The organism is Streptomyces sp. NPDC032161 (assembly GCF_040636995.1).
GTDB lineage: Bacteria > Actinomycetota > Actinomycetes > Streptomycetales > Streptomycetaceae > Streptomyces.
Genome location: NZ_JBEZVN010000023.1, coordinates 20,688 through 42,599 on the forward strand (window position 1 = coordinate 20,688; position 21,912 = coordinate 42,599).

The following is a 21,912-nucleotide window of genomic DNA, read 5'->3' on the forward strand; positions in this document are numbered from 1 at the left end:
TTCCCTCCGTACCAGGCCCCGCGCCATGTGATCAGGGTACGGGCGCGGGGATCTGAGATTGCCCCGGGCTAGCGGCGCCCGGTGAGCCGTTGGTCCCGGTACGGGGAGCTCCCGACGGATGCCGCAGTCGGATCAGCGAGCTCGGTCAAAGCGTGCACCGCGGCGTCCATCCGGTCCGGTGAGTCCATGCCGGGGATCCAGGTGACCATCTGGGTCTCCAGGGCAGGGAACTCAGCCGTGTGGTGCACCTGCCCGGTCTCGTACAGCTGGGCGATCGGTTCCGCGCGGAGGCGTTTGCCTTTCTTCGCGTTGACGTCCACGATCCGCGGCATCGACCGGCCCTGGGTGTTGCCCTGTCGTTCCAGCTCCTTCCATGCCTGTATGACGTTCTGGCGGGCCATGTCGCCGCCGTAGTTCGTCTCAACGACGATGGCGTCGGCGGCCAGTTCGATGGCGAGGAGGCATGTTTCCCGGCCGCGGGCTTCGGCGGAGTGCTTTCCGGTGCGGTCTGCGAGGACGTAGTAGTGGCCGTCGGTGGAGCGCCCGGCGGCAACGATGCCGGATTCGTCGTGGCCGGGGGTGTCGCCACCCGCGGGGTCGAGGGCGACGACAACGCGGGTTAGGTCGACGCCGCGGAACGCGATGGGGCTGATGCGGTTACTGGTGATCCAGTCCCATCGCCAGACGCCGCCTTCGAGGGGTCGGGGTTGCTGCTGGTAGAGGGCCCACCAGACGCGTTCTCCGACGGCCTTCTTGGTGCGGGCGAGTTCTTCGGCGTCGTATTGGGCGGGCCAGAGGGCTTCGCCTGGTTGCCGTCCGAGAGGGTCGTCGTCGGACAGGGCGAGGGCGGGGAGGTCGATCAGGGTCCAGTTCTCGGGTTCTGTATCGAGGATTTGTCCGGAGAGGTCGAGTTCGTGCCACCTGGTGTTGATCAAGACGATGGACGCGCCGGGGGCGCGCCGTGTGTAGAACACGGACCGGTACCAGTCCCAGACGCGTTGTCGTTGGGCTGGGCTGTTCGCGTCGTCGGAGCCTTTGAACGGGTCGTCGATAATGCCGAGCGAGAATCCTTTGCCAGTCAGCGAGCCTCCGACACCTGCGGTAACCATGCCGCCTCGGACGCTGGAGCCCCGAGGGGTCTCGAGGTCGAACCGGTTCGCGGCGTGGGATGCCGGGTCGAGGCGGACCCCGAGGGTGTCGCCGTGTTCACGGAGCTGGTCACGAACCCACCGTCCGTGGTCATCGGCGAGTTCCGCACCGTAGGAGGCGAGCATGACGCGGGCGGTGGGGTTGCGGCGCAGGTACCACAACGGTCCCCACCGAGAGGCGCGCTGACTCTTCCCGTGACGAGGAGGACAGGTAATCATCACCTGCATGCGTTCACCGGCGGCAATCCGCTGGAACACCGCGTCAATCATGTCCAGGTGCGGGGCCTGCTTCTCTCTGCCCTCGGTGAGGACTGCGGCGAGGGCGCCCGGGGAGCGGTCCATGGCCATCTGTCGTTCCACCCAGGCCAGGCGCAGCCGAACGTTGGGGCTGGCCTGGGTGGCGATACGGCGCCGCTCCTGAACGGGCAGGGTGCGGTAGTGGTCGAGGAGAGCGTCCTCGAGGACGTCACCCCTCGTTGCCACCAGCGTCCTCCGGGTTGTGGTCCTCGACGCCTACCTGGCCGGCGAAGCCCATGAGGGCAATGAGTTCGGCAAGGCTTCCGTTCCCGAACGGCACGGCACCCCCGTCAGGGCCGGACAGTTCGGTGCGCACGGGCATGTCGAGTCCGTTGAGCTTGGCGCGGCGCTCCATGATCTTGAGGACGGTGTCGACGGCCTTCAGGTCGATGGACTCTCCGATCTCGGCGCCTTCCTTGTTGAAGACGGGGCGGAGCTCGGTGGCCATGGGCCAGGCGGCAGCGAGGAGGGCATCGAGGCGTTCGTTCTCCTCTTGCCGGTACGCGGAGGCTTCGGCGGCCTGTTCGTCGCGTCGTTCGCAGATGGCCCGGTAGAAGTCCTTGGTCGCGGCGCCCCGCGAGGAGTAGCCGAGGTCGAGGATCTGAGGGTCTTCGAAGGGCACGCCGGCGCGCCGGAGCTTGATGAGCTTGGCGCGTCGTTCGGCGACTTCGGCCATCTTTGCTTTGGGGTGGGGCATGGCGGTCGGGGCTCCCGCGTGTGTGGTTGTCAGGCCCCGCGCCTGGTTCCGATGATCCCTGATGTGGTGGTTTTCCTTCCCCCTGCCCGGATGGGGTGGCATCCTGCGCCGCATGAGACGTATAGGCGGGGCGGGGTTGCTGGTTGCTGTGGTGCTGATGTTCGGGGCCGCGGGGTGCGGGTTCAGCAGTGGCGGAAGCGGGGAGGCCAGCGGGGAAGCGAGCGTGTCGCCGTCGGCGATGGGGGTGAGCGAGGCCCTGGCCGCGTATACGGCCGCAGCGGCTCCTGGGTGTGAGACAGCGGACGAGTGCCAGGACCTGACTGCGGCGAAGCTGGTTGCCGCTATGGATGTGCGGGCCGCGATGAAGGCGGAGGATCCGGTGAAGTTCGCGGAGCCGATCGGTTTCGTGGACCTGGCGGAGAAGCGGGCCGAGCACTACGGCATGGACAACCTGGGGGCGAAGGGGAACTCGTTCGCGGTGTCGCAGCCGTTGCAGAAGATGGTGGCGTGGTTCCGGGAGCACCCAGAGGCTTCTTGACGAAGGCCCCGGCTCGCAGTGTCGGGGCAGATGGATGGGGTGAGGCCGACGTCGAAGCGTTGGCCTCACCCCGTTCGGGTCAGTACCGGGCGATCAGCCAGGCGATGACCATGCCTGTGGCGAAGTCACCGAGCCTGTACGCCACGCCGCACATGAAATTTGTGTGGACGCTCTGTCCACGGCTGACCAGCAATTTCCGCAGGTGACGGGCTACTGCCCCATGCCCTCTGTCTACGTTGAAGCTGGGCCCGGAGGGCGGTTTCGCGTTACTCTCCATGTGGAGTCCTTCCGTCTTGCTGATGTACGGACGCCGCGCAAGGAGCCCCCTCGACTCATGGCCTAGGAACCGCGTCGAGGCAGCGGGGCTCCTTTTGCGTTGGTGAGAAGTCTACGTACCGAGACCGTCATCCTGGACGTTCAACTACCTCTCGGCCGCGAGAACATGATGCTTGGGGTGCCGGGCGGGAAACTTGGCCGCACTGATCAGCATCATCTCGCACGGACCGGCACGAAGGACTACGCCGCAAAACTCTCGGCAGAAACTTGGCCGTTCGGCGTGTCGCCGTCCGAGAGAGGCTGTGTCGTGGCATGCGTCGGCCCCACCAGCGCGGGCACTGGTGGGGCCGGGTTGAGCCGTGTGCGGCTGGGGGGGGCCGCGGGTCGGCTCGGATGCGGTGGTCTGTGGCACGGCCCGTGTGCGTTGTCCGGGCGCGGGGACACCGTGAGACTCGGCAGTCCGGGCCGTGCAGTACCAGCGTGACGTACGGGAGGCCGTTTGTCCGGGCTGCTATCCCCAGGTACTTGCTGGTGGTGGGCGACGAGGTGCCGCCCACCGGGGAGGCGGTCACTACGTGGGTGCATGGCTCGGTCACTTGGGCAGTTGGTTGCGGGTGTGGGCGATGACGCCGCGGGTGTGGGTGTTGATGCTGCGCTGGTCGACGGTGGTGTTGCCGTTGTAGTGGTTGTGGACAGGCGCGGGTGCCGCTTCGACGACGGCTTTGGCCTTGCCGACGAGGCGGGCGATGGCGAGGACGAGCACGGTAGGTGCCCCGAAGGCGATGGCGCAGACTGCGGGGTCGGCGTATCCGGAGGCGAGCATGACGAGGGAGGCGCTTCCGCCGACCATGAGGCTGGCGGCTCCCCCGGTGAGCATGAGGGTGCTGGCGTCGGTGGCGCGCTGGCTCATGGGTGGCCGTCCGGGCTGGGGAATGGGCGGGGTTGTGCCGACGGTGGGGAGCGGGGTGTCGTCTCGGTAGGCGGTGGGGGTGGTCAGTGCTTCGTTCACGGCGGCGATGAGCCGGTCCGCCTGGTCGTCCAGGGCGGGCTGCTTCGGGTCGGGCAGGCTGATGTTCATCGGAGGCGGTTCCTTTGCGTGGCGGCGGGCGGTGGGAGCAGATACAGAAAGCCCCCGGGTACGACCCGGGGGCTTTCCTGGTCGTGTGGCTGGTCAGTCGTCGTCCGGCTCGTTGCGTGACTGCTCGTTGAAGTAAATGGCGGCGAACCGCACTGCCGAGTCCTCGTGGAGCCCGGCCTTCTTCAGGCCAGCGATCAGCTCAGCCATGTGGAGCATCGCCTCGTCCATCGGCGTCATCTTCAGGTCCGGGAACTCGTCCGGCTGCATCAGGAACCTCATCGCATTCGATTGCCACTGCCGCGTAGGTTCCATCATCGCCCTTGACGAGCTTGTTCTGCAGGCCGAGTTTGACGCACAAGTCACGGAAGGTTCGGGCCGACCTGTCGTAGCCGGCCCTGGCCATCAGCGGGTACACCTCGGACGGTTTGACCGGTCGGCCCTGGGCCGCGAAGAGCTCGACCGCAAGTTCGTCGTTCGACTTTGGGCGCGGTGACGACTTCGCGAGTTCGATCGCGGCCTCTTGCTGCGCGGCCCGCTCGAGGGCGTCGTCGTCGATCAGGGCCTCGGTCAGGCGCGGGATTTCGGCGCTCTTCCCGGTCAGGGGCGGGGCGATCGGGTCTCCGTCATCGTCGGTCATGCGGCCGAGCAGCAGGCTGCAGGGGACGGGGGTGTCCCATGAGCTGTACAGCTCCCACACCGATTCGTGCATTCGGTCGGGGGTGACGTTGCCGTAGGCATCACCGCGCAGGTTCGGGATGATCCGAGCCCAGCGCTGCGACCACGCGAGGCCCATGGCCTTCGCCGTGATCGGGTCCATCTCCGGCCGGATCGGCGAGAGCTCGCGGGCCGCGTCCATGAACAGGGACTGCATCCGCGCGTACTCGTCCGAGCCTTCCTGGAACGCCTCGGCCATGGTGGCGTACGCCTTCGCTGGGGTCGGCTGGAACGGCCCCTTCGTCGTCGACATGTACGCCACCGTGCCCGGGTCGGTGAAGATTGCCATGTCCGGGGCGCCGTTGTCGGGGAACAGCATCTGCAACTCGGACGAGTTGTTCGTCCGCAGGCCGATGCGGCCCGGGGTGAGCTCGTCCATCGTTCCCGTGATGTACTCGCGGGTCGCGCGAAGCCCGGTGTTACTCACGCGGACGTTGACGCTGCGCCCTTCCTCGATGATGAAGTCGAGGCCGGCGAGGACGTCGTCTGGCATGCTCTTGGTCTCGTCGACCCGGATGTGAATGGCCGGGATGTCCGGACGAGCCGGAAGGTTGTCGACGTCTTCGTCCTCGAGCAGGTCGGCGTACTCGGTCTTGCGGGCAGCGATCGCCGCCTGCGCTGCCTGGATCACGAGGCGGCACTCGTCCTCAGTCGTAGCCGGCCAATCGATCAGGGGGCGGCCGATGCCGTGCCGCAGGTACGGGTTCACGAAGACCGCGGACATCTTCGCCGAGGTGTCGAGGTCGATGACGATCGCGTCGACGCAACGGACGAGGCCGAGGCCGAGCGTCTTCATCAGGGCCGTCTTGCCCGAGCCCTGCGCTCCGATCGCGATGAACCCTTCGTCCTTCAGGTTCAGGCCTGCTTCGGCCCCGTTGCCGACGACGCCGAAGCCGACCGGCTTGTTGATCGTGGTCGGGGTCAGGCGCGGGTACGGGATCGCCCCCGACATCATGTTCTTCCGGGTGAGCGCGATGAAGACCACGTTCCGGGGGACGTCGGGGCCACCGGCGTTGAAGGAGACGCCGCCGCCCTTCGGGAGGTGGAGGGCGCCGGCGAGGGCGGCTTCGTATCCGCGGAGGGCGTCAATGTTCAGGTGCGACGGCAGTGTGATCTTCACGGTTTCGCCTGCGCCGCTCGGCCACCTGTCGACGACCGGGTCGGCGACGGCACCCTCGATGCCGCACACGTCCTCGAGCAGGCGTGCCCATGAGTCCTGCGCGCTCTTGATTTTTTCGCCCTGTTCAAGCTGCCGGTCGAGCTCCTTCTCGGCCGCTCGGGTTTCCTCGCCCCACTTGTCCATGCCGATGTTGACGGCCGCGCCGGTCGCCCAGATCGCACCACCGAACGCCATCTTCAACAGGGTGGGGCCTTCGGCGAGGGTGTACGACAGCCATCCGGTCATGGACAGCCACGAGGCGGCTCGGGCGACCGTGACGCGCCGCCATGATCCGCGCGCCTTCTCGTACGCGACGGCTGCGCCGGTGCAGATGACACCGGCACCGGCACCGGCTTCCCACGGAATGTCGGCAAGCGGGGCGACGAGCGCGGACGCGACCGCGAGCTCGCTGCCCCATGCGACGAGCCGGCCAGGGGTGACGGCGTCTCGCGAGAAGTCCCACTTCTTCGGTTTGTCAGTGAGCGTCACCGGCAGTTCTGCACTGGACATGGCCTGTCTCCCTTCCTGGTTACTCGGACGACCCGCGTCGGCCGACGACGTCCCACTTCCGTTCGGCGCGCGCTCCCTTGCCAGCGCGGCCCTTCGCGTTCAGGCGGAGCTCGCGCTGGTGCGCCTTCTGTGCCGCCTTGATGGCCTTCTTCAATTCGTCCGAAACGCGGCGTACCTGCCCGGCGGTCCGGGCGACGGTCTCGTCGACGACGCCTTCGGTCGGCCACGTCTTTTGCATGCGCCGGTAGAGCTTGTTGATCGAGTCGGCGACGACATCAACGCCAGCCGCGCTGCCAGCGACCTCGGACAGGACGACGACCATGTGGCCCTTCGTGAAGCCCTTCATGAGGTTGATCAGCTTCTTTGTGCTGCCGTCCGAGGCCGGTACGAGCTTGCTGCCTCCCTGCTTCCCGCCACCTCCCGACGAGCTACCGGCGGGCAGGGCGAGGCGTGCCGAGTTTGCCGAAGCGATCGCGGCGCGCAGTTTCGCGGCGTCGAGTGTCCCGGGCGCGTTGCGGATGTTCCACCGTTCCTCGCCGATGCGCGGGTCAAGGACGCGGATGATGTCCTCGCGGTGCGCCTGCACGAAGACGACCATGATGTTCTCGGCCATGACGCCGGCTGTCCGGGCTGCCACGGCCGCGTTGTTCAGGTGCTTGATCACTGACGGGTGGAGGGGTGCGGTGCGTGAGAGAGCGCGTCCGGCTTCCTGCACGGCGGTCGACAGGTTCTTGCACATGTTCGGGATGCCGGTCAGCTCGACGATGTGGTCGGCCATGTCGGCGTCATCGTCGCTGTGCAGGCCGTGGGCGAGCTGGTCGGCCATGGCGCGCAGGATCGCGTAGGCCGTGGAGCCTCGGAAGTCGATCTGTCTCGCGAGGGCGACACCGGCCGTGCGGGTGCTGGTCGGTGCGACCTGAATCGCGGGGTAGTTCACGGGTGTGCTCCTTGGTTTCTCTGCTGCCGCGGTCAGGGCGAGCAGCTGGTCCTCGTGGTGCAGTTCGAGGTCGATCTGGCGATTCGCTTCCCGGATCGCTTCGAGCTTCACCTTGTGCGGGTCGCCCATGTCGCCGTCCCGTGCTGCCTTCTCGGCGGCTTTCTTCCCGGCGGCAATTGCCCTGCGGCGTCGCTTCGTCTCGCGCTTCGCACGGACGAGGGCGATGCGGTCCTCGTCGATCACGTCGGCGTCGATGATGTCGTCGGGGTCGGTGGCCGGCTTCGGGGGGAGGTCGTCGTCGACGAGCTCGGCGTCGACGTACTCGTCCGGGTCGTAATCCGGCTTCGGCGGCAGGTCGTTATCGCCACCGTTCGGCCCCTTCGGATCTTTCGGGTCGAGGCCGTCCCGAGCGGTCGAGCTCGAAGCGTCGTCGCCCTTCCCGCGCTTGCGGTCCTTGCGCTTCTGGTCCTGCTTGTCCTTCGGCTTCTTCGGGTCGAGCCCGTCGGGTGAACTTGTCCACGGGGTATCGGAGCGGTCCTTCTTGGACTTGTCGCGCTTGCGCTTCCCGGCACTGTCCCCGCCCAGGTCTGCACCGTTGTGCTTGCTGTTCTTCGGCCCCTTGCGCTTGTCGCCCTTGTTCGGCTTCAGCTTGTCGGCGAGGCCTTTCCCGAGCTTGCCGAGAGTGTCGGCGACCGGGTCCTTCGTTTTCGGCCGCCTATTGTTCCCGGTCCCGTCGGTCCCGCCACGCCCGTCGCCGGGCCCGTTCGGGGAGCGGTGTCGGCCGCCGCCGAGGTTGTTGTTCGTGCCCCCGGCGCCGTTGTTCCGACCGCCATTTCCGCGCCTGTTCCCGGAGGGATCGCGGCTCGAATTCGAGGCGCTGGACCTGTTCTGGTTGGCGTTCTCGTCGTGCTCGCGGCGCCGTGCGCGCCACATGATGGCGGCTGCCGCGACCGGCATCACCGAGCCTGCGATGACGGCTCCGACGGGGCCTCCGACGAGGAATCCGGCCCCGATTGCCGCTGTCTCCCCGCTTACGCTGTGTGAAATCGCGGCGTATCCGTTTCGCAGAGAGTTGCCCGCATTGCCCCGAGAAGGGCGCGGGGCGGGGCGGGGCGGGGCGGTACTCCGGGGCTGCTGAACGACCACCAGGGGGCCTTGCGCCCCGTTGTCGCTTCCGCCCCGCCCCGCCCCGCCACCAGTTCCGTCACTCACGGTAGCCGATGCGGGTGTCGTTGAGCCAAGATCAAACGAAGAAATCGTGTCGGCGCTCACCTCCCACACTTCCCTTCAACACGCTCCGGCCGGATGGTCTGGATGGGCTCTCCGACGTATCCGGTGGCCTCGTACGGGTGCTGGTGTCGGAGGTCCTCGATGCTCTGCAGGGCCGCGAACAGCTCCTCGCGGACCTGCTCCATGTCGAGTTCCGGAGTACTGACCTCGGCCGCCTTGAGGGGGTCGTTTCCCAGCGGGATTGCCGGGCCAGGAACAATTCCGACGAGGCAGGTCCCGTCCTGCTCGTTCATTAGTCTTCGCTCCCCTTTCGGGCCTTCTCAAAGGCGGCGTGCATTTCGTTGTAGAGGTCTCGGAGGGTCTGGTCGGATTCGCCGTATCCCAGCTCGCGCCATTTCTTGATGAAGGAGCGCTGAGAGGGCTGGCCGAGGTCGGCGTAGACGCGGAAGGCGCGGGCCTTTCGCTCAGCGTCGGTTGCTGCGGGGTTCGAACGTGGCTGCGGCTTGTCGGCGTGCGGCTCGCCTGCGTCTTCGGTTCGGTTGGCGGGTGCGGCTTCGGTAGCCGCGCTGGTCAGAGGGGTGAAGCTATGTGGAGCAGCCGCGTCCAGTTCTTGCGTCCCCGTGTTCGACCGCACCCCTCGCATCAGCGCCGTCTCGAAGTGCTCGCCGCCGATCTGCATCCCCTTCTCGTAGGCGATGCGGTCTACCAGGCTGGCCTCTGCCATCTGCCGCTCAAGCCCTTCCAGGCCGTGCAGGGCGGCCCGGCCGGATTTCACCAGAGCGTGCCGGTACATTCGGCCGGTCATGTGCCGGGGCTTTCCGATTGAGTTCAGGTTTACGAATCGGTCGGCGGCATTACTTCGGGAGATCGCTTCGGCATCCGCACCGCGGGAGCCGATGCCGAGTCGGCTTTCGAGGCGGTTCTTCTGGTCGGTCCACATGCGGGCGAGGATGCCGTTGGACTTGATCTCGACCTTGCCGAGCTTCGCTTCGAGGCCAAGGAGTTTGTGGAGGCCGTAGGCGAGCATGACCGGGCCGACGATGCGGACGAGGGCGGTGCCAGGGTCTTCGTGTTCCTGTCGGACGACCTCGACGGCTCCGACGGCTTGGACGAAGACGAGCAGGTACGCGGCCCTCGTCGCCCCCTTGTCGGTGAATGCCCAGGCGTAGACGGACAGGCCGAGGACGATCGCTTCGAGGACGAGGCCGACGGTCATGTGCCACGGCGACTCCATGTGCAGACGCTTCTCCGCGAAGCGGGCGGAGGTGTTGGTGGACAGGGCAAGGCCGGCGATGACGACGAGGCCCATGCCAAGGAAGCCGATGATGCTGCGGCGCCTCTTGGTGTCGCGGGGCTTGCGGCGGGCTTGGGTGGAGCGGAGCTTCTGGGCGAGGTGGTAGCCGAAGGCGAGGGTGGCGAGGGCGAGGAGGACGGCCCATGCCTGGCCGGGTACCTGCTCAACCGCGTTCTGTACCTGGGGAAGCATGGGCGGCTGGTCCTTTCGGGGCTGTGGTGGGTGGTCAGGCGGCGGGTGCGAGGGGCTCGTCGGGCTGGGCCGTGGTGTGGGCGTCGTGGTCGGCGAGGTCCTGGTATACGTCGAAGTCGTGGTCGGTCCAGGTGGTGGGGTCGCCGTGCTGGTTGCGGAACTCGGTGGCGGTCACGGGCTGGCCTTCCTGGTTGTCGGGGCTGGGTGGCTTCGTCAGGCGGTGGGCTTCGGCATGGCGCGGCACTTCTCGGCGTGCGCCTGAGCCCACTCGCGGGTTCGCTCGCCGTAGAAGCTCTCCAGCACCGGGCCCACGAGGTTGATGTAGAGGCCCTCGTAGGTGCTCTCGTGGCTGTCCGTGCAACCGGTGCATTGGGCGGCCAGTGCGATGTCGCCGACAGTGCGGTGGTCCCTGTCTTCCTTGCGTGTGATCTGGGTCTGGGTGGTGATGTCGACGGTGGCGCCGCCGACGGTCAGATAGCGGGCGATGACTCCGGTCGGCCAGGCGGTGGTGGTGGCCATGGCGGTGCTCCTTCGATGGTTGGTGCGGTGCGGAGTGCCCCGGGCCGGATTCGATCCGGTACCCTCACGGCGTACTCCGGGGCGGTGGGTTAGGACGTCTGGTTGGCGTCGGCGATGTCCTTGAGGGTGTGACCCTGCGCCTGGGCGGTGCTGACCTTGATGTTCATGTCGTGGAAGGTGTAGGAGTCGGGGTCCTGCTGGTGGGCGCGGACGGCATCGGCGGCGGCCTGGAGGGCGTTGTTGGCCATGGCGGTGGGCTCCTTCGGTGGTTGAGTCTGGCTACTTCGGCTGGGTGGTGCGGATGTCGTGGTCAGTGGCGCCTTCGGCGCGGGCGGCGGTGACGGAGTTGCGTGCGGCCTTGAGTGCGCTTGCTGCTTCGGGGCTTGTCAGGCCGTAGCTGTTGATGACCGTGGTGGCGGTGGCGACGGCGTTCACTGCGGCCTGTGTAACGGCGGCCTTCTTGCTCATGTGGGTGTCCCTTCGGGTCAGTCTTGGTCGAGGCAGGCGATGTGCTTGATGCGGTGTTCGGGGAGCAGCTGGAGGAAGCCGCTCTCGTAGCGGAGCACCAGGAAGTCGCCGTCGTGCTCGTAGGAGTCCAGGAGTGGCTCGTCACCGTCGAGGCTGGCGAAAATGCGTCCCGTCTCGGGGCGGCCCTGGGTGTAGATCTCGTTGTCGGTCGTGACGATCTGGAACGTGGGCGTGCCCATGCGTGGTCCTTTCGGATGGGGGTGGTGCGAGGGTCCGGCCGTCTGTCGGCTCGGCGGCCGGACCCCGGCGGGCTGGGGACGACGGGGCGGGCCGGGTCAGACCATGTCGCGGAACTCGGAGGCCATGTCGCTGGCGTAGGCGAGGTGGCCGGCGGCCTTCTTCAGGAGGACCGTGCGTTCGGTGTCGTCGGTGGCCGTAGCGGCGTCAACGAGGTAGGCCGCGGCAGCTTTCAGTTCGTCGGTTCCGTTGATGCCGGCGGCATCGAAGTTGTGGGTGGAGGCGTACAGCTGGGTGGCGAGGTCGGCGAGCGTGGTGGCGGGGTCCTCCTCGGCGACGAACGCGATGTCGGCGGCGTAGTCGGCGAGGATGCTCTCGGCAGTGATGGTCTTCGTGGCGGTCATGACGGTTCCTTTCGGTTGGGGTGGGGGTTCGGTCTGTCGGCTTGGCCGGGCCCCCACGGGTTGGGTGGTCAGTCGCCGTAGTTCTCGGGGAGTCCGTGGCGTCGCAGCCACTCGCCCTCGTAGTCGCTACGGCCAACCGACTCGAAGGTGGCGCGGGCGTCGTTGACCTCGGCGTTGGTCATCTCGGGGGCGGTCTTGTTCGCCCAGCTCTTGCCGGTGAGGTCGGGCCAGCGGTCGGCGGATCCCATGAGCGGTCCTTCCTGGTCAGTGGCTGCTGATGGCGGCGGAGGCTTCGGATGCGTGCTGGTGAAGCTGGGGGTCGGTGAGGTCGTAGACGGCGGTTTCGCCGTGCTGCTGGGCGGCCTTTTGGCGGTCGAGGGGGAGGTGGCGGAGGGCGGGGTTGGTGTCGGCGGTGGAGAGTCGGGCCACGAGGTGGGCGAGGGCGGTGAGGATGTCGGCGCCGTTGGATCCGGCGAGGGCGGCAAGGAGGGTCTGAGTGCGGTCGGCGCTGTGGCGGTCGAGGGCGAGGAGGCGGATGCCGGAGAGGATCTGGTCGATGCCGGGGTGGATGCCGGCCAGGTCGTCGAAGAGTCCGTCGAGGTCGGTGTCGAGGGGTGGGATGGCGTTGCCGGGGGTGTGGACGGGGTTGGTGGTCACTGCTGGCCCCCGGTGAGTTCGGCGAGTCGGGCGGCGGCTTCCTGGGCGGCGGCGAGGTCGGCGGCGGCCTGGGCGCGTGCGGCTTCCATCGCGGCGACGGCGGCGGCGTGCGCCTGCTGTTCCTCTGCGGTCACGGGGCACCTCCGTCCCATTCGTCGGTGACGAGTTGTTCGTACGCGGCGAGGGAGGCTTCGGCGTCGGGGCTGTTGAAGACGTCGGTGAGGTAGGAGTCGGGGTCGACGGTGGCGAAGTGGTCCTCGAGCTGGGCGATGAGGAGCGGGTCGATCCCGGCCCCGAGACTGGTGCTGTTCTCAAGGGCGGCGATCGCGGCGGCTACCCCGGCTGTGGTGAGGTCGAGGGCCATGTGGGTGTTCCCGGCCGCGTCCTGGAGGGTGAGCCGAAGGGTCGGCTTGCTGGCCCTGGGGTCGAGGTCGCGGAGCGCGGCGATGAGTCCGACGCCGAGCCGGATTCCGTCGTCGCCGGCCATCACGCGGCCGCCTTGAGGACTCGGCCGGAGCTCGTCCAGGCGGTGCAGATGGCACCGACGGTGTTGGCGGTCTGGTCGTGGACGACGATCGCGAACTGGGCTGCGCGGCGCTTGAGGATGCGGCGGGCTTCGTCGCGGTCAGTGGTCACGCCGAGGACCTCGTAGATGCCGTCCGCAGTGCTGTAGACGACGCCGGGCTTCCTCGGGCCGATCTGGTCGACGACTACACGGCGCAGAGCCTCAGAGGCCCAGAGAGAGCTGGGGGTGGAACTGGTACCTGGTGTGCGATCCTGGTTCATGTCGGATCGAGCCTCCTGATGTAGCAGGTAGGGCAAGGTCTGCATCCAGGGCCTGGTGTGCGATCACCAGGCCCTTTTTGCTGCCCCGGGTGGGGCGACACCGATGAAGTTACTCGCACTGCAAGTGCGAGTCAACCGTGCTTGCGATTTTCAGTGCGAGCTAGCAGAATTACTTCACATGTGAGACTGTGCGCATGACGAATGGAGGAACAGTGACAAGCGGATTCGCACTCAACGTGCGGTTCACGTGCCGCGACGCCGACGCAGCCCAGCAGTTCGACGCCCTGGTCGCCCGCACGCTCGAGGGCATCCGCAGCGAACCCGGAACGCTCGTCTACGTGAGCCACGCTCCGGTCGAAGAACCGCTGGTACGCGTCTTCTACGAGCTGTACGCCGACGAGGACGCCTTCCAGGCGCACGAGAACCAGCCCCACACGAAACGCATGCTGGCCGAGCGCGAGCAGTACCTGGCCGGCGTGGAAGTGGAGTTCCTAAACGAGAAGGCCGGTAAGCGGCCGGAATCACCGGAGGCGCCATGAAACCAACGGGTAGGGAGGTCGACCCGAAGGATCGCGCCTTCGGACGACATGTTCAGCGCCTGCGTAAGGAACGCAGGCTGACCCAGCAGCAGCTCGCCGCGAAGATGCAGAAGACGTCCAGTTGGATGTCGCAGGTAGAACGCGGCGTGCAGCCTGTCGAGCGCATCGACGTACTACAGGACCTTGCGGACTCCCTTGGGGTGTCCGTTCAGCAGCTCCGCCCTGGCGCCCCCATGCCGAGCGCCGCCAACGGGAACGTTCCTTCAGCCGAGTACAGGCCGAATGACCTGGAGGAAGCGCGGAAGCTGATCTCTGGGCATCCCGCGATCGGCACCCTGCTCGGCGCAGTCCGCCCCACACCGCGGCGTTCCGTCGAGGAGCTGTCCTCTGAGGTGGAGGCGATGTGGCAGGACACCCACCACGGAAACCATGCTGACGTCAGCTCCCGTCTGACAGACCTGCTGCCTGACTTGGAGCAGACGGTCAGGATCGCCGACGAAGTTCAACGCCCGGAGGCGTACCTCCTGTTGGCGCGCACCTACCAGGCCCTCGCGGCCGCGTTCGTCCGGCAGGACGAAGCCGACGCCGCATGGGTGGCTGCGGACAGGGCCATCTGGGCAGCAGAGAAGTCCGGGGACCCGTTGCACGTGGGCGCCGGTGTTTTCCGCATGGTCCAGGCATTCGTCCGGCTGAAGCGGCTGAACCAGGCCGAGCACGCAGCGAGCACGGCGATCCAGGCCCTCGAGGTCATCAACGCCCAGGGCACTCTCACCGCAGAGGGCATGTCGGTGCTGGGATCGCTGCACCTGGCCCTGGCTCTAGTCCATGCTCGCGCGGCCCAGAGGTCCGAAGCTCGGGAAGAAATAGGGAAGGCTCGCACCCTGGCGCGGCGAATCGGGGAAGATCGAAACGACTTCAACCTGGAGTTCGGCGTCACCAACGTCGAAATCCAGGCCGTGTCCACTGCGGTCGAACTCGGCGACGCTGGCGAGGCCCTGGACATCGGTCGCGGGATCAATGCCGAGGCGCTTTCACCGGAACGGCAAGGACGACTGTTGATGGACCTTGGGAGGGCTCACGCGCAGAGGCGCCACACAGGCGAGGCATTGGCCTGTCTCCTGCGCGCTGAAGAGCTGTCGCCGGACCTGATCCACAACCACATCGCCGCCAAGAAGGCGATCCGCGAGCTGTCTCTGGTCGAGGGTGCGGATGCTCCCCCCGAGCTGACGGACCTGGCACGAAGGGCTGATGCTATGGAGTAGCCGCCTGCGTTAGACACCCGCAAGAACTAGTACGGCCGACCAGCCCCGTAGGGCCGACCGGCCGCCCCTGCCGACGCTGACCTGCGAAATCGTCGTCGGGAGGGGAACCCCGGTAAGGAGTCCACCTTGAGCCTACTTCCTTTGAACGGAAGTAATCGAGCCCGGGCGCGCGCATGACCGAGCGCAAAGATCCCGACTACATCTCGTTCACCGACGCTGCCGACCTCATCGTTCGTCACGGCCTCGCAAGCAGCATGACCCCCCGCGGCCTCCGCCACATGGCCCGCGCCAGGAGCGGCACAGAGGTTCCAGCGAAGCAGCGGTGGCCCTTCGGTGACGGCCCCGGGCGGGAGCCGTACCTGATCGCTGGCCGAACACGAATGATGCGCACCCAGCGACTGCTGGACTACCTCCAGCAGTACCCGCCGACCGGTCGCGGGCCAGACAGAGGCCCGCGAGCCCAACCTGGCGCGTCGTGACCGGATTAGCTGACCAGCAGTTCCTTGGCTGGGCCAGGAACGCGGAAACGGCCGGGGAGTCAGTAGCTCCTCCGGCCGTCCAAGCGCAACAGCGGGTTGCCGCCCGCTGCACAGACACTCACCCTCTTGAAAGCTGAGGTGTCCCTGTGAGGGTACCTGCGTACGTCCCTTCCAACGCAAGCCCACGCTCCGTGATCGTCCGCACGGTGAGGGTGATCGCGTGAGGAAGCGAGCGTCGAGGCCGCACCGGTTCGCGGCCGTCGAGAACAAAGCGATCGACGAGCTCCTTTCAATCCTGGCCACCGGTCTGCTGACGAAGTTGATCCGCGCCAGGGATGGCGAGGAGGTAACGGTCGACGGCCTATGCAGGACACACGTCGAAGGCCGTGAAGCGCTGACCAAGGCGATGCGGATGCTGGTCGACAAGGCGTTCGTCGTGAAGTTCAAGATCCAGCGGGCGGCATCCGAGATGGTCGAGGAGAACGGAGAGCTTGTCGCGAAGCGTGGGGGTTCTTGGTACACGACGTTCTCGGTCGACTCGGTGAAGTTCACGGTTGAGGACGTTGCCGCGATGCTGGCGGAGATCTACGCGGGCGGGAACGTTCGGGCTCACCGGATCGAGCCCGAGTACCTGGACCCGAAGAAGAACGGATCCGAGTGGAGCCGACCGACCGCAGGAAACCCGTCGGTCGGTGCGACCTGCGAGAACGCCGAGCATTGGCCAGAGGGTGACTTGCGACCGACCTACGGCTCACCGACGGTCGGTCCACCGACCGTCGGTCGCCCGGCGGCTCATATAAGGAAGAAGACTGTTCTTTCTGAAACTGAGAGAGAAGACGAGATGCCCCTGGCGGGGCGTAGCCCCGGGGACGTCCGTAGGACTTCAACCTCAGGTAGTAGCGCGCGCGAGGCCGAAGGCGGCTCCGCCGCGTCCAGCAAGAACCAGCCCTCCCCCGCCCAGCACGACGACACCCAGCAGCCGGCTCGAGGGCAGAAGGGCGGCAGCAAGAAGGCGGTGCACACCGCGGCCGAGCTGAAGACTGTGCGGGCCGTCCGAGCTTTCTTCCCGGCTGGCCTCCTTTCCGGTTGGACCAGCCCGGAGACCGGCCAGCAGATCGGGGCGCTGCCTGACGTACCGAGCCTGTCGCAGGCGATCCTCGACGCACTCGCCGGTGACGTTCCCGGCGCGGAGCGGACCGTGGCGCAGCTCGGGGCTCGGATCCAGCAGCGGTGGAACCACCACGGCTGGGCGTCGAAGTACTACGCCGGGGAGATCGACTCCCTTGTTGGTGCTGCGGTCGCCATGGTGCGGCCGTTGAAGGCATCGGACCGGTACGGGTGTGCGAACCCCCGGTGTGAGGCCGGGGCGGATGTCGACACTGGCGAAGGATGCACGGTGTGCCCGGAGCGGATCACGGCTCGTAAGGCTGAGCGGGCCCGCCCGGGTGCCCAGGAGGACGCTGGCGGGGCAAACTCGGCTTCTTTGGGGCCTGGTTCGAGTGGTGCGGTGATGCCGCCCCAGCGGGACTCTCGCGACTTCAGCCGGGGTGCGGAGTGCGATGGGCGGGATGGCATGTGCGGCAACCCGACGGCGCCAGGGTCGGACTTGTGCTGGCGGTGCGCCGCGGAGGACGTCAATCAGGGCATTCCGGCGCCGTTCTGAGCGGCTGCTGGCCTGGACGAGAAGGCGTCTGAACGGCACGCGAAGCCATATGACTCATTGCGTGCGCCATAGATTAGGAGCTAGCTTTGGCTGCGCCCCACCGGGCCGAGCCCACTACAACTCGTAGGCCCGGTGGGGTCAACAGCCACACCCATCCAGGAAAGAGAAGGGGCGTGGACGCCGCAATCCTGCACAGTCCACACCCCTTCTCGCCCCTGGACGGACCGTCGTGACCGAGACCCGCCAGCACAATGACCGGAACCAGACCACTTCCACCGCGGTTGCCGAGAAGCCGCTCATCGTCGTGAACGGCAGCGGCAACACCATCACCCTCGCCACCGCCCAAGACCATGGGCGCCAGACCCTGACAGGTGGCCCAGTGCCAGCCCCAGAACCTCACTCGTCTCGGTTCTGGGCCAACGGTCGGCGCGTAGGCGCCTTCCTCGTCGGCGCCACGACAGTCGGAGCCAGCCTCGCGGCCATCGCACCGTCCTTCAGGTGACGACGAGCCAGGTGTTCCGAGCCGTCCTGACAGGCCAGGGGACGGCGCCAGCCGTAACCGTCGGCGGGCCCCGTCCCCTCCTGGTGTTCGTAGTCGTTGAAGAACCATGAGCAGCAGAGAGAAGCACCTTTCCCTCGCCATCACGTTCGCCAGCCAAGCGCAGGAACTGGCCGGGGCAGGCGAGTACGAAGGCTCAAGGGCGGCCGCGGCTGTTTCTCAGGCGCACGCCGCCATTGCCCAGGCTTGGGGCGACTACGAACCGCCTGTCGCCGTGACCAGGCCGAGGGAGCCGCTCCCGGAGTGGTGCGGGCAGTGCGACGGCCCGGAACCTGGCCGCCGGCTCGTCGACACGCCTCCACAGCCGGGCAGGGAGAACTGTCTTCCGCCGATCGCATGGTGTCCGCGCTGTGAGCCGAGGTCACCGCACTACCAGGCAGCGCACCCCGCACCTCAGAACGGTGCCCACCCTGGCCTCAGCCCGTCGACGGGCACCTTCACGGAGAACGGACACCGATGAACCCCAACCACCTCCCCGACCTCGGCCGGGCCCTTCGCGTCCTCGGCGAGCACGGTGACACCATCACCCGCGACACCCCCGTCGAGAAACTTCACGAGATCCGCGCCGACCTCCAGAAAGCCCTCGCCCTCCTGGACACGGCCACCGGACCGAAGCCGCACACCAGGTGCCGCGAGCACCCGTACGGAGCCGTGGACGAGGAAGCACCGGACCTGTGCCTGATCTGCCACACACGCCGACGGCGCGGCGAGGAAGCTCAGCGGCGCGCTACTGGCTGGTCTCGGCCTGCTCGGTAGCAGTCAGTCAGATCCGATGCCGTTCCCTTCTGCTGATCGTGTTCCTGGCAGTAGTCACCATCGCGGCCGGAATCTCCCGAATTCTGGCCAGCGACCCCGGTACGGGGATCGAGGATGGGGGCTTGTCGAGCATGTGCGCGCTCCTCGACGCTGCGGCCATCGAACAGGCAATCAACCCAGCTTGATGTCCCCGTGAGGGGGAACGCTGGTGGCGTACTCTGGTCCCCCATCAGCTGCACTTTGGGGAGAGCCATGCCCGAGGCTTCCGCCAACCATCTGCGCACTCTCGCTGCCGACGCCGAGGTACTCCAGCGGCGCCTACACGACGCCCTTGATGGGCTGGACGGGCTGACGCCCACCGTGAGCTTCCAGCTTGGAGAGGCGTTTGCCTCGCTCGGGTCGGCCGTGCGGACCCTAGAAGGGGCGGCCAGCGAGGCCACCTCAGCCTGATCTCAAGGTGAGTCCTGGGCCAGGTTGAGCTGGGCAAGAGGGTGACGACTCGTTTCCCGTATCCCTGTCGTTCGTTGCGCCAGGCATGACGACCATCGACACCACCAGCGGGCCGGCCATCGCCGAAAGCCTCCTCCACGGCATCGGCAACGAGAACTGGCAAGCAGCAACCCACCTCCTCGGAGCGCACCGCGACGGGTACTGGCTGCGCCGGTTTCTCGCCGAGGAACCGGCCGTTCTTTCCGGCCTGTGGGGCAGCTCGCAGCTGGTCGCCTCGACAGACGCCGACGCTCCGTCGATCGACTGGGAGGCTGTCGGCGCTCGGCTCGCCGCGAACGCGGGGAACTGGCCCAAGGCGTCGTCCAGCGAATCCGCCGTGCTCCAGGTCGCAGCGTCCTTGATGGGCAAGTGGACGGTCGACCTTCTACGCGTCGTTCACGTCCTGGACGATGTCGAGCTGCGCCTCGTCCTTCGCGCCCTTGCAGAGGTCGGCAACGTCAACATCAGCACAACCTGAGCCACGGCCGTGCCCTGCCCGCGACGTGACGCAGAGCCGTCATACTGGCCAGTAGCCGCGCGTTTCGTGACGGCTGTATGTTACGCTGCCGCCCGCGCCCCCCGGACGGCGCGGCGGCGTGCGGCCCGGGACCGGCATCGGCCCGAGCAATACCGTGCGTCCCGCCTACGCCCCGCCCCTGCAAAGTTCGGGCGGCCGCACACCGGGCAGGACAAAATCCGGACCAGGCGCCGCTCGTCGGCGTAGAGGGCCTGGCCATACAGAACGCGGAAGTCCAGGCGGTGCTGCTCGATCCGGCGGTCGCGATACGCCTGGGCACGGCAGGCATCGTCACAGTACCGGCGCCGAACCGGCGCTTTCCTCGGCAGCACGGCACCACAGGAGCCACAGCACCGATAGCGGGCCACGCCTCCAGGATGCTCCCGAACAGGCCCCGGTTCCGCCTGACCACGGAGACCACCCAGCAAGAGCGCTTCCGCGACGCGCCGAACCGTCCTTCCCGGAATCCGCGTGCTGGCGGCACGTTGCCGTCAGCGACTCCTACGATGGGAGTCGGCCGCACCGCGTCGGCCCGACTCCGAGCCGCATCCGCCCACGCCGGGAACGGTGATGAGGACAAGGGGCACTGCCTCACGCATCCACATCCATCTGTCCGTGGCCACAAGCCCGCGGCGGGGAATGCGTGGGATCACCCCCGCCGTCGCCGGACTCGGGAGAGACCGTGACCACCGACAAGCACGCCAAGCGCGCCGCCCGCGAACTCGCCACCCGCGAAAACATCTCGTACACCGCCGCCCGCCGACGCCTCGCCGAACCAAGCAACGTCGACCAGGAGCAGCCGCCACAGCTCATCCCCATCGCCATCGACATCTGCCCGGAAAGCTGCGACGGATCCGGGCACCCCGGCGCCCTGTGCCGCCCGTGGCGCGCCCGAGACGTCAGCGGCAAGACCGCACGGTGGGACGTACGGCGCGCTGCGGATCTGCCCGCCGGCCGGGCCGACCAGGTCGCGGAACGCGCCGAAGGCTCCGACGCTCGGTCCTACGGGCGCTACCCGATCCTTAACGACGCATGGCTGCTCGCCCTGGTGTACGGGATGCTCACTGACCAGGAGCCCGAGCTGCGCCCCGACCGCGTACGGCTGCGGGCCGCGGTGGAGGCGGACGACCTAGCGGAGGTCGACGCCGTGATGCGCCCGCTCGATCGTGCGGCCGCTCGCCTGATGACGAAGAACCCTGACGTGTGGCGGCACGAGGTAAAGCCGCGTCTGGATGCCTACGCGGACGTCATGGAGTCGGACACCCGTGAGCTTCCTACCTGGCCCACTCTCCAGGAGCTTGACGACCGGGCGGCCATGGACCGCCTCGTGCGGAAGTGGCGAACGGCCTGGACACCGGCGCAGAACTACAACGGCTACTGGGACCCGCCGGGCGTCATGTGGATGGCCCCGAAGCGCTGGCTCGACTCCCTCCTGATCAGCCAGCACGGCGGACACGCGGGCCGGGTCCGTCTCGCTGGCGGCCGCCCCGCCCTCGTGTACGCGGTGGAGTGGGGCGAGGAAGGGCCCCCGATCGCCTACCACGTCCGGGAGATGGAACCGGGACGGCACGGGAACGTCGGACGCCTCGTGCCTTCGCTGACCAGCGACGTGCTCGTCCCAGCCGCCGACTGCCGGACGGACAAGCCCTGCCAGGTCTGCGGACAGGATGCCGGGATGACGGAGGCGCTGTGCGACGGCTGCGCCGCTAACCGCAAAGGTTCAGAGCGCACGCCGTGATCCATTCTGGCCGGGGGCGGAAACGGTCCGCCACTACGGAAGGGGAAGAAGCCACCCCGCCGGACCACCAGCCGGTGGTGGCAAAGTCGGCGGCATTCGGCTGCTTCGCCCAGGTCAGGCTGGAGGTCGGTCCACCGCGCGGGCCCGTGCCGCCGCCGGAAGTGAAGGGTGAAGGTAGACGACGAACTGCGGGACCGCGCCGGGCGGGTGGAGCTGAGTGCCGGCCCCCGATTCGTTCAGTCCTCGCCGTCCCGGATGATGCCGCCTGGCACGTGCGGGTCGAATCGGCCGACGCGCATGGCCTCGATGCACTGCAGGACACGGGCGAAGGAGGTCAGCCCGTACGTGATGTATCGCGTAGGCGAGTCCCCGAGGACGCTTTCACTCTCGACGGGAACGCCACCCATGATTGCCGAGTACGTGTCACGCGCCTCGTGCTCGGGGTGAGCCCCGATCCACGCCATTTCGACGTCCGACGCGAACTCGTTGGCGGCCGTGCAGGTGTACTGGTCCCATCCCTCGACGGGCTTGGTCGGGTCGAGCGCGGCGATCGTGCGTACCTGCTCGATGCAGCACTCGTAGATGCGGGACAGCTCGGCGTCCAGATCTCGGCTCATCAGGTTTCTCCCTCTCCCACGCCGGACCGTCCGGCGACTGGTGAACCCTGCCCGAGGTCGCGGTGGAACAGTCGCGTCGCCTCATAAGGATTCAGTGGCCCGAGGGGGTGAAATTCGACGGTTCACGTACCGTTGACCACGGCTGGGTTCGT

At 67.6% G+C, this 21,912-nt stretch carries 25 protein-coding genes and 1 pseudogene; 7 read left to right on the forward strand and 19 right to left on the reverse strand.

The annotated features are described in order from the left end of the window. Positions 1-68: 68 nt before the first annotated feature. Together AB0E67_RS27150 and AB0E67_RS27155 are read right to left on the reverse strand one after the other, a co-directional pair. Positions 69-1,631, reverse strand: a complete 1,563-nt coding sequence (locus AB0E67_RS27150; RefSeq protein ID WP_362031395.1) for a terminase family protein — start codon at positions 1,629-1,631, stop codon at positions 69-71. Beyond that, a complete protein-coding gene (locus AB0E67_RS27155; RefSeq protein ID WP_362031397.1) occupies positions 1,615-2,142 on the reverse strand; it encodes a hypothetical protein in 528 nt (175 codons plus the stop codon). Before AB0E67_RS27155 ends, AB0E67_RS27150 begins: the two co-directional genes overlap by 17 nt. Before the next feature lie 112 nt (positions 2,143-2,254). On the opposite strand from AB0E67_RS27155, the gene AB0E67_RS27160 reads away from it, so the two are divergent. Then, positions 2,255-2,680, forward strand: coding sequence for a hypothetical protein (locus tag AB0E67_RS27160; protein WP_362031399.1), 426 nt, complete (start codon positions 2,255-2,257; stop codon positions 2,678-2,680). A gap of 868 nt (positions 2,681-3,548) precedes the next feature. On the opposite strand, the gene AB0E67_RS27165 is transcribed toward AB0E67_RS27160, so the two are convergent. From AB0E67_RS27165 to AB0E67_RS27240, 16 genes are all read right to left on the reverse strand, one after another. Next, positions 3,549-4,034 (reverse strand): hypothetical protein, encoded by a 486-nt coding sequence (locus AB0E67_RS27165; RefSeq protein ID WP_362031401.1) that lies wholly within the window; start codon positions 4,032-4,034, stop codon positions 3,549-3,551. 199 nt (positions 4,035-4,233) lie between these two features. After that, positions 4,234-6,417 carry a hypothetical protein gene (locus AB0E67_RS27170; RefSeq protein WP_362031403.1) on the reverse strand — a complete coding sequence of 728 codons (2,184 nt, stop codon included), beginning with the start codon at positions 6,415-6,417 and terminating at the stop codon, positions 4,234-4,236. A gap of 19 nt (positions 6,418-6,436) precedes the next feature. Continuing rightward, on the reverse strand, positions 6,437-8,626 hold the full coding sequence (locus tag AB0E67_RS27175; protein ID WP_362031405.1) for a hypothetical protein: 2,190 nt from the start codon (positions 8,624-8,626) through the stop codon (positions 6,437-6,439). Further along, positions 8,623-8,877, reverse strand: coding sequence for a hypothetical protein (locus AB0E67_RS27180; RefSeq protein ID WP_362031407.1), 255 nt, complete (start codon positions 8,875-8,877; stop codon positions 8,623-8,625). The genes AB0E67_RS27175 and AB0E67_RS27180 overlap by 4 nt, the downstream gene beginning before the upstream one ends. After that, positions 8,877-10,070 (reverse strand): hypothetical protein, encoded by a 1,194-nt coding sequence (locus tag AB0E67_RS27185; protein ID WP_362031409.1) that lies wholly within the window; start codon positions 10,068-10,070, stop codon positions 8,877-8,879. The genes AB0E67_RS27180 and AB0E67_RS27185 overlap by 1 nt, the downstream gene beginning before the upstream one ends. A 34-nt stretch (positions 10,071-10,104) precedes the next feature. Then, the gene (locus tag AB0E67_RS27190; protein ID WP_362031411.1) at positions 10,105-10,245 is read right to left on the reverse strand and encodes a hypothetical protein; all 141 of its coding nucleotides are present in this window, start codon (positions 10,243-10,245) and stop codon (positions 10,105-10,107) included. A gap of 38 nt (positions 10,246-10,283) precedes the next feature. Then, positions 10,284-10,589 carry a hypothetical protein gene (locus AB0E67_RS27195; RefSeq protein WP_362031413.1) on the reverse strand — a complete coding sequence of 102 codons (306 nt, stop codon included), beginning with the start codon at positions 10,587-10,589 and terminating at the stop codon, positions 10,284-10,286. 89 nt (positions 10,590-10,678) lie between these two features. Then, positions 10,679-10,837: a hypothetical protein gene (locus AB0E67_RS27200; protein ID WP_362031415.1), complete on the reverse strand. Its 159-nt coding sequence runs from the start codon at positions 10,835-10,837 to the stop codon at positions 10,679-10,681. 31 nt (positions 10,838-10,868) lie between these two features. Beyond that, on the reverse strand, positions 10,869-11,057 hold the full coding sequence (locus tag AB0E67_RS27205; RefSeq protein ID WP_362031417.1) for a hypothetical protein: 189 nt from the start codon (positions 11,055-11,057) through the stop codon (positions 10,869-10,871). Between the two features lie 17 nt (positions 11,058-11,074). Continuing rightward, on the reverse strand, positions 11,075-11,296 hold the full coding sequence (locus AB0E67_RS27210) for a hypothetical protein (protein WP_362031419.1): 222 nt from the start codon (positions 11,294-11,296) through the stop codon (positions 11,075-11,077). 96 nt (positions 11,297-11,392) lie between these two features. Further along, entirely contained in the window at positions 11,393-11,698 is a 306-nt protein-coding gene (locus AB0E67_RS27215) for a hypothetical protein (RefSeq protein ID WP_362031421.1), read from the reverse strand. A gap of 68 nt (positions 11,699-11,766) precedes the next feature. Further along, positions 11,767-11,946, reverse strand: a complete 180-nt coding sequence (locus AB0E67_RS27220) for a hypothetical protein (protein WP_362031423.1) — start codon at positions 11,944-11,946, stop codon at positions 11,767-11,769. A gap of 16 nt (positions 11,947-11,962) precedes the next feature. After that, complete coding sequence (locus tag AB0E67_RS27225) at positions 11,963-12,355, reverse strand: hypothetical protein (protein ID WP_362031425.1); 393 nt, start codon at positions 12,353-12,355, stop codon at positions 11,963-11,965. Beyond that, entirely contained in the window at positions 12,352-12,489 is a 138-nt protein-coding gene (locus tag AB0E67_RS27230; protein WP_362031427.1) for a hypothetical protein, read from the reverse strand. Before AB0E67_RS27230 ends, AB0E67_RS27225 begins: the two co-directional genes overlap by 4 nt. After that, positions 12,486-12,842, reverse strand: a complete 357-nt coding sequence (locus AB0E67_RS27235; protein ID WP_362031428.1) for a hypothetical protein — start codon at positions 12,840-12,842, stop codon at positions 12,486-12,488. Before AB0E67_RS27235 ends, AB0E67_RS27230 begins: the two co-directional genes overlap by 4 nt. After that, a complete protein-coding gene (locus AB0E67_RS27240) occupies positions 12,842-13,141 on the reverse strand; it encodes a hypothetical protein (RefSeq protein ID WP_362031430.1) in 300 nt (99 codons plus the stop codon). The genes AB0E67_RS27235 and AB0E67_RS27240 overlap by 1 nt, the downstream gene beginning before the upstream one ends. Before the next feature lie 212 nt (positions 13,142-13,353). Between AB0E67_RS27240 and AB0E67_RS27245 the strand changes: the two genes are divergently transcribed. From AB0E67_RS27245 to AB0E67_RS27270, 6 genes and pseudogenes are all read left to right on the forward strand, one after another. After that, positions 13,354-13,680, forward strand: a complete 327-nt coding sequence (locus tag AB0E67_RS27245; protein WP_362031432.1) for an antibiotic biosynthesis monooxygenase — start codon at positions 13,354-13,356, stop codon at positions 13,678-13,680. Further along, positions 13,677-14,942, forward strand: coding sequence for a helix-turn-helix domain-containing protein (locus AB0E67_RS27250; protein ID WP_362031434.1), 1,266 nt, complete (start codon positions 13,677-13,679; stop codon positions 14,940-14,942). Before AB0E67_RS27245 ends, AB0E67_RS27250 begins: the two co-directional genes overlap by 4 nt. A gap of 699 nt (positions 14,943-15,641) precedes the next feature. Continuing rightward, on the forward strand, positions 15,642-17,084 hold the full coding sequence (locus AB0E67_RS27255; protein WP_362031436.1) for a hypothetical protein: 1,443 nt from the start codon (positions 15,642-15,644) through the stop codon (positions 17,082-17,084). A gap of 1,015 nt (positions 17,085-18,099) precedes the next feature. Next, positions 18,100-18,345 (forward strand): annotated as a pseudogene (locus AB0E67_RS27260) (hypothetical protein); the annotation flags it as partial. A 589-nt stretch (positions 18,346-18,934) separates the two neighbouring features. Continuing rightward, the gene (locus tag AB0E67_RS27265; RefSeq protein WP_362031438.1) at positions 18,935-19,366 is read left to right on the forward strand and encodes a hypothetical protein; all 432 of its coding nucleotides are present in this window, start codon (positions 18,935-18,937) and stop codon (positions 19,364-19,366) included. Between the two features lie 721 nt (positions 19,367-20,087). Beyond that, on the forward strand, positions 20,088-21,143 hold the full coding sequence (locus AB0E67_RS27270) for a hypothetical protein (protein ID WP_362031440.1): 1,056 nt from the start codon (positions 20,088-20,090) through the stop codon (positions 21,141-21,143). Positions 21,144-21,379: 236 nt separating this feature from the next. Here the strand turns inward: AB0E67_RS27270 and AB0E67_RS27275 are convergent, their stop codons facing one another. Then, on the reverse strand, positions 21,380-21,760 hold the full coding sequence (locus tag AB0E67_RS27275; protein ID WP_362031442.1) for a hypothetical protein: 381 nt from the start codon (positions 21,758-21,760) through the stop codon (positions 21,380-21,382). Positions 21,761-21,912: the final 152 nt, after the last annotated feature.

Coding starts and splice junctions, on each gene's coding strand:
- AB0E67_RS27210 (WP_362031419.1), bottom strand. CDS start 11,296: ATGGGCACGCCCACGTTCCAGATCGTCACGACCGACAACGAGATCTAC.
- AB0E67_RS27250 (WP_362031434.1), top strand. CDS start 13,677: ATGAAACCAACGGGTAGGGAGGTCGACCCGAAGGATCGCGCCTTCGGA.
- AB0E67_RS27185 (WP_362031409.1), bottom strand. CDS start 10,070: ATGCTTCCCCAGGTACAGAACGCGGTTGAGCAGGTACCCGGCCAGGCA.
- AB0E67_RS27220 (WP_362031423.1), bottom strand. CDS start 11,946: ATGGGATCCGCCGACCGCTGGCCCGACCTCACCGGCAAGAGCTGGGCG.
- AB0E67_RS27235 (WP_362031428.1), bottom strand. CDS start 12,842: ATGGCCGGCGACGACGGAATCCGGCTCGGCGTCGGACTCATCGCCGCG.
- AB0E67_RS27215 (WP_362031421.1), bottom strand. CDS start 11,698: ATGACCGCCACGAAGACCATCACTGCCGAGAGCATCCTCGCCGACTAC.
- AB0E67_RS27195 (WP_362031413.1), bottom strand. CDS start 10,589: ATGGCCACCACCACCGCCTGGCCGACCGGAGTCATCGCCCGCTATCTG.
- AB0E67_RS27165 (WP_362031401.1), bottom strand. CDS start 4,034: ATGAACATCAGCCTGCCCGACCCGAAGCAGCCCGCCCTGGACGACCAG.
- AB0E67_RS27155 (WP_362031397.1), bottom strand. CDS start 2,142: ATGCCCCACCCCAAAGCAAAGATGGCCGAAGTCGCCGAACGACGCGCC.
- AB0E67_RS27205 (WP_362031417.1), bottom strand. CDS start 11,057: ATGAGCAAGAAGGCCGCCGTTACACAGGCCGCAGTGAACGCCGTCGCC.
- AB0E67_RS27275 (WP_362031442.1), bottom strand. CDS start 21,760: ATGAGCCGAGATCTGGACGCCGAGCTGTCCCGCATCTACGAGTGCTGC.
- AB0E67_RS27240 (WP_362031430.1), bottom strand. CDS start 13,141: ATGAACCAGGATCGCACACCAGGTACCAGTTCCACCCCCAGCTCTCTC.
- AB0E67_RS27265 (WP_362031438.1), top strand. CDS start 18,935: ATGACGACCATCGACACCACCAGCGGGCCGGCCATCGCCGAAAGCCTC.
- AB0E67_RS27180 (WP_362031407.1), bottom strand. CDS start 8,877: ATGAACGAGCAGGACGGGACCTGCCTCGTCGGAATTGTTCCTGGCCCG.
- AB0E67_RS27170 (WP_362031403.1), bottom strand. CDS start 6,417: ATGTCCAGTGCAGAACTGCCGGTGACGCTCACTGACAAACCGAAGAAG.
- AB0E67_RS27200 (WP_362031415.1), bottom strand. CDS start 10,837: ATGGCCAACAACGCCCTCCAGGCCGCCGCCGATGCCGTCCGCGCCCAC.
- AB0E67_RS27160 (WP_362031399.1), top strand. CDS start 2,255: ATGAGACGTATAGGCGGGGCGGGGTTGCTGGTTGCTGTGGTGCTGATG.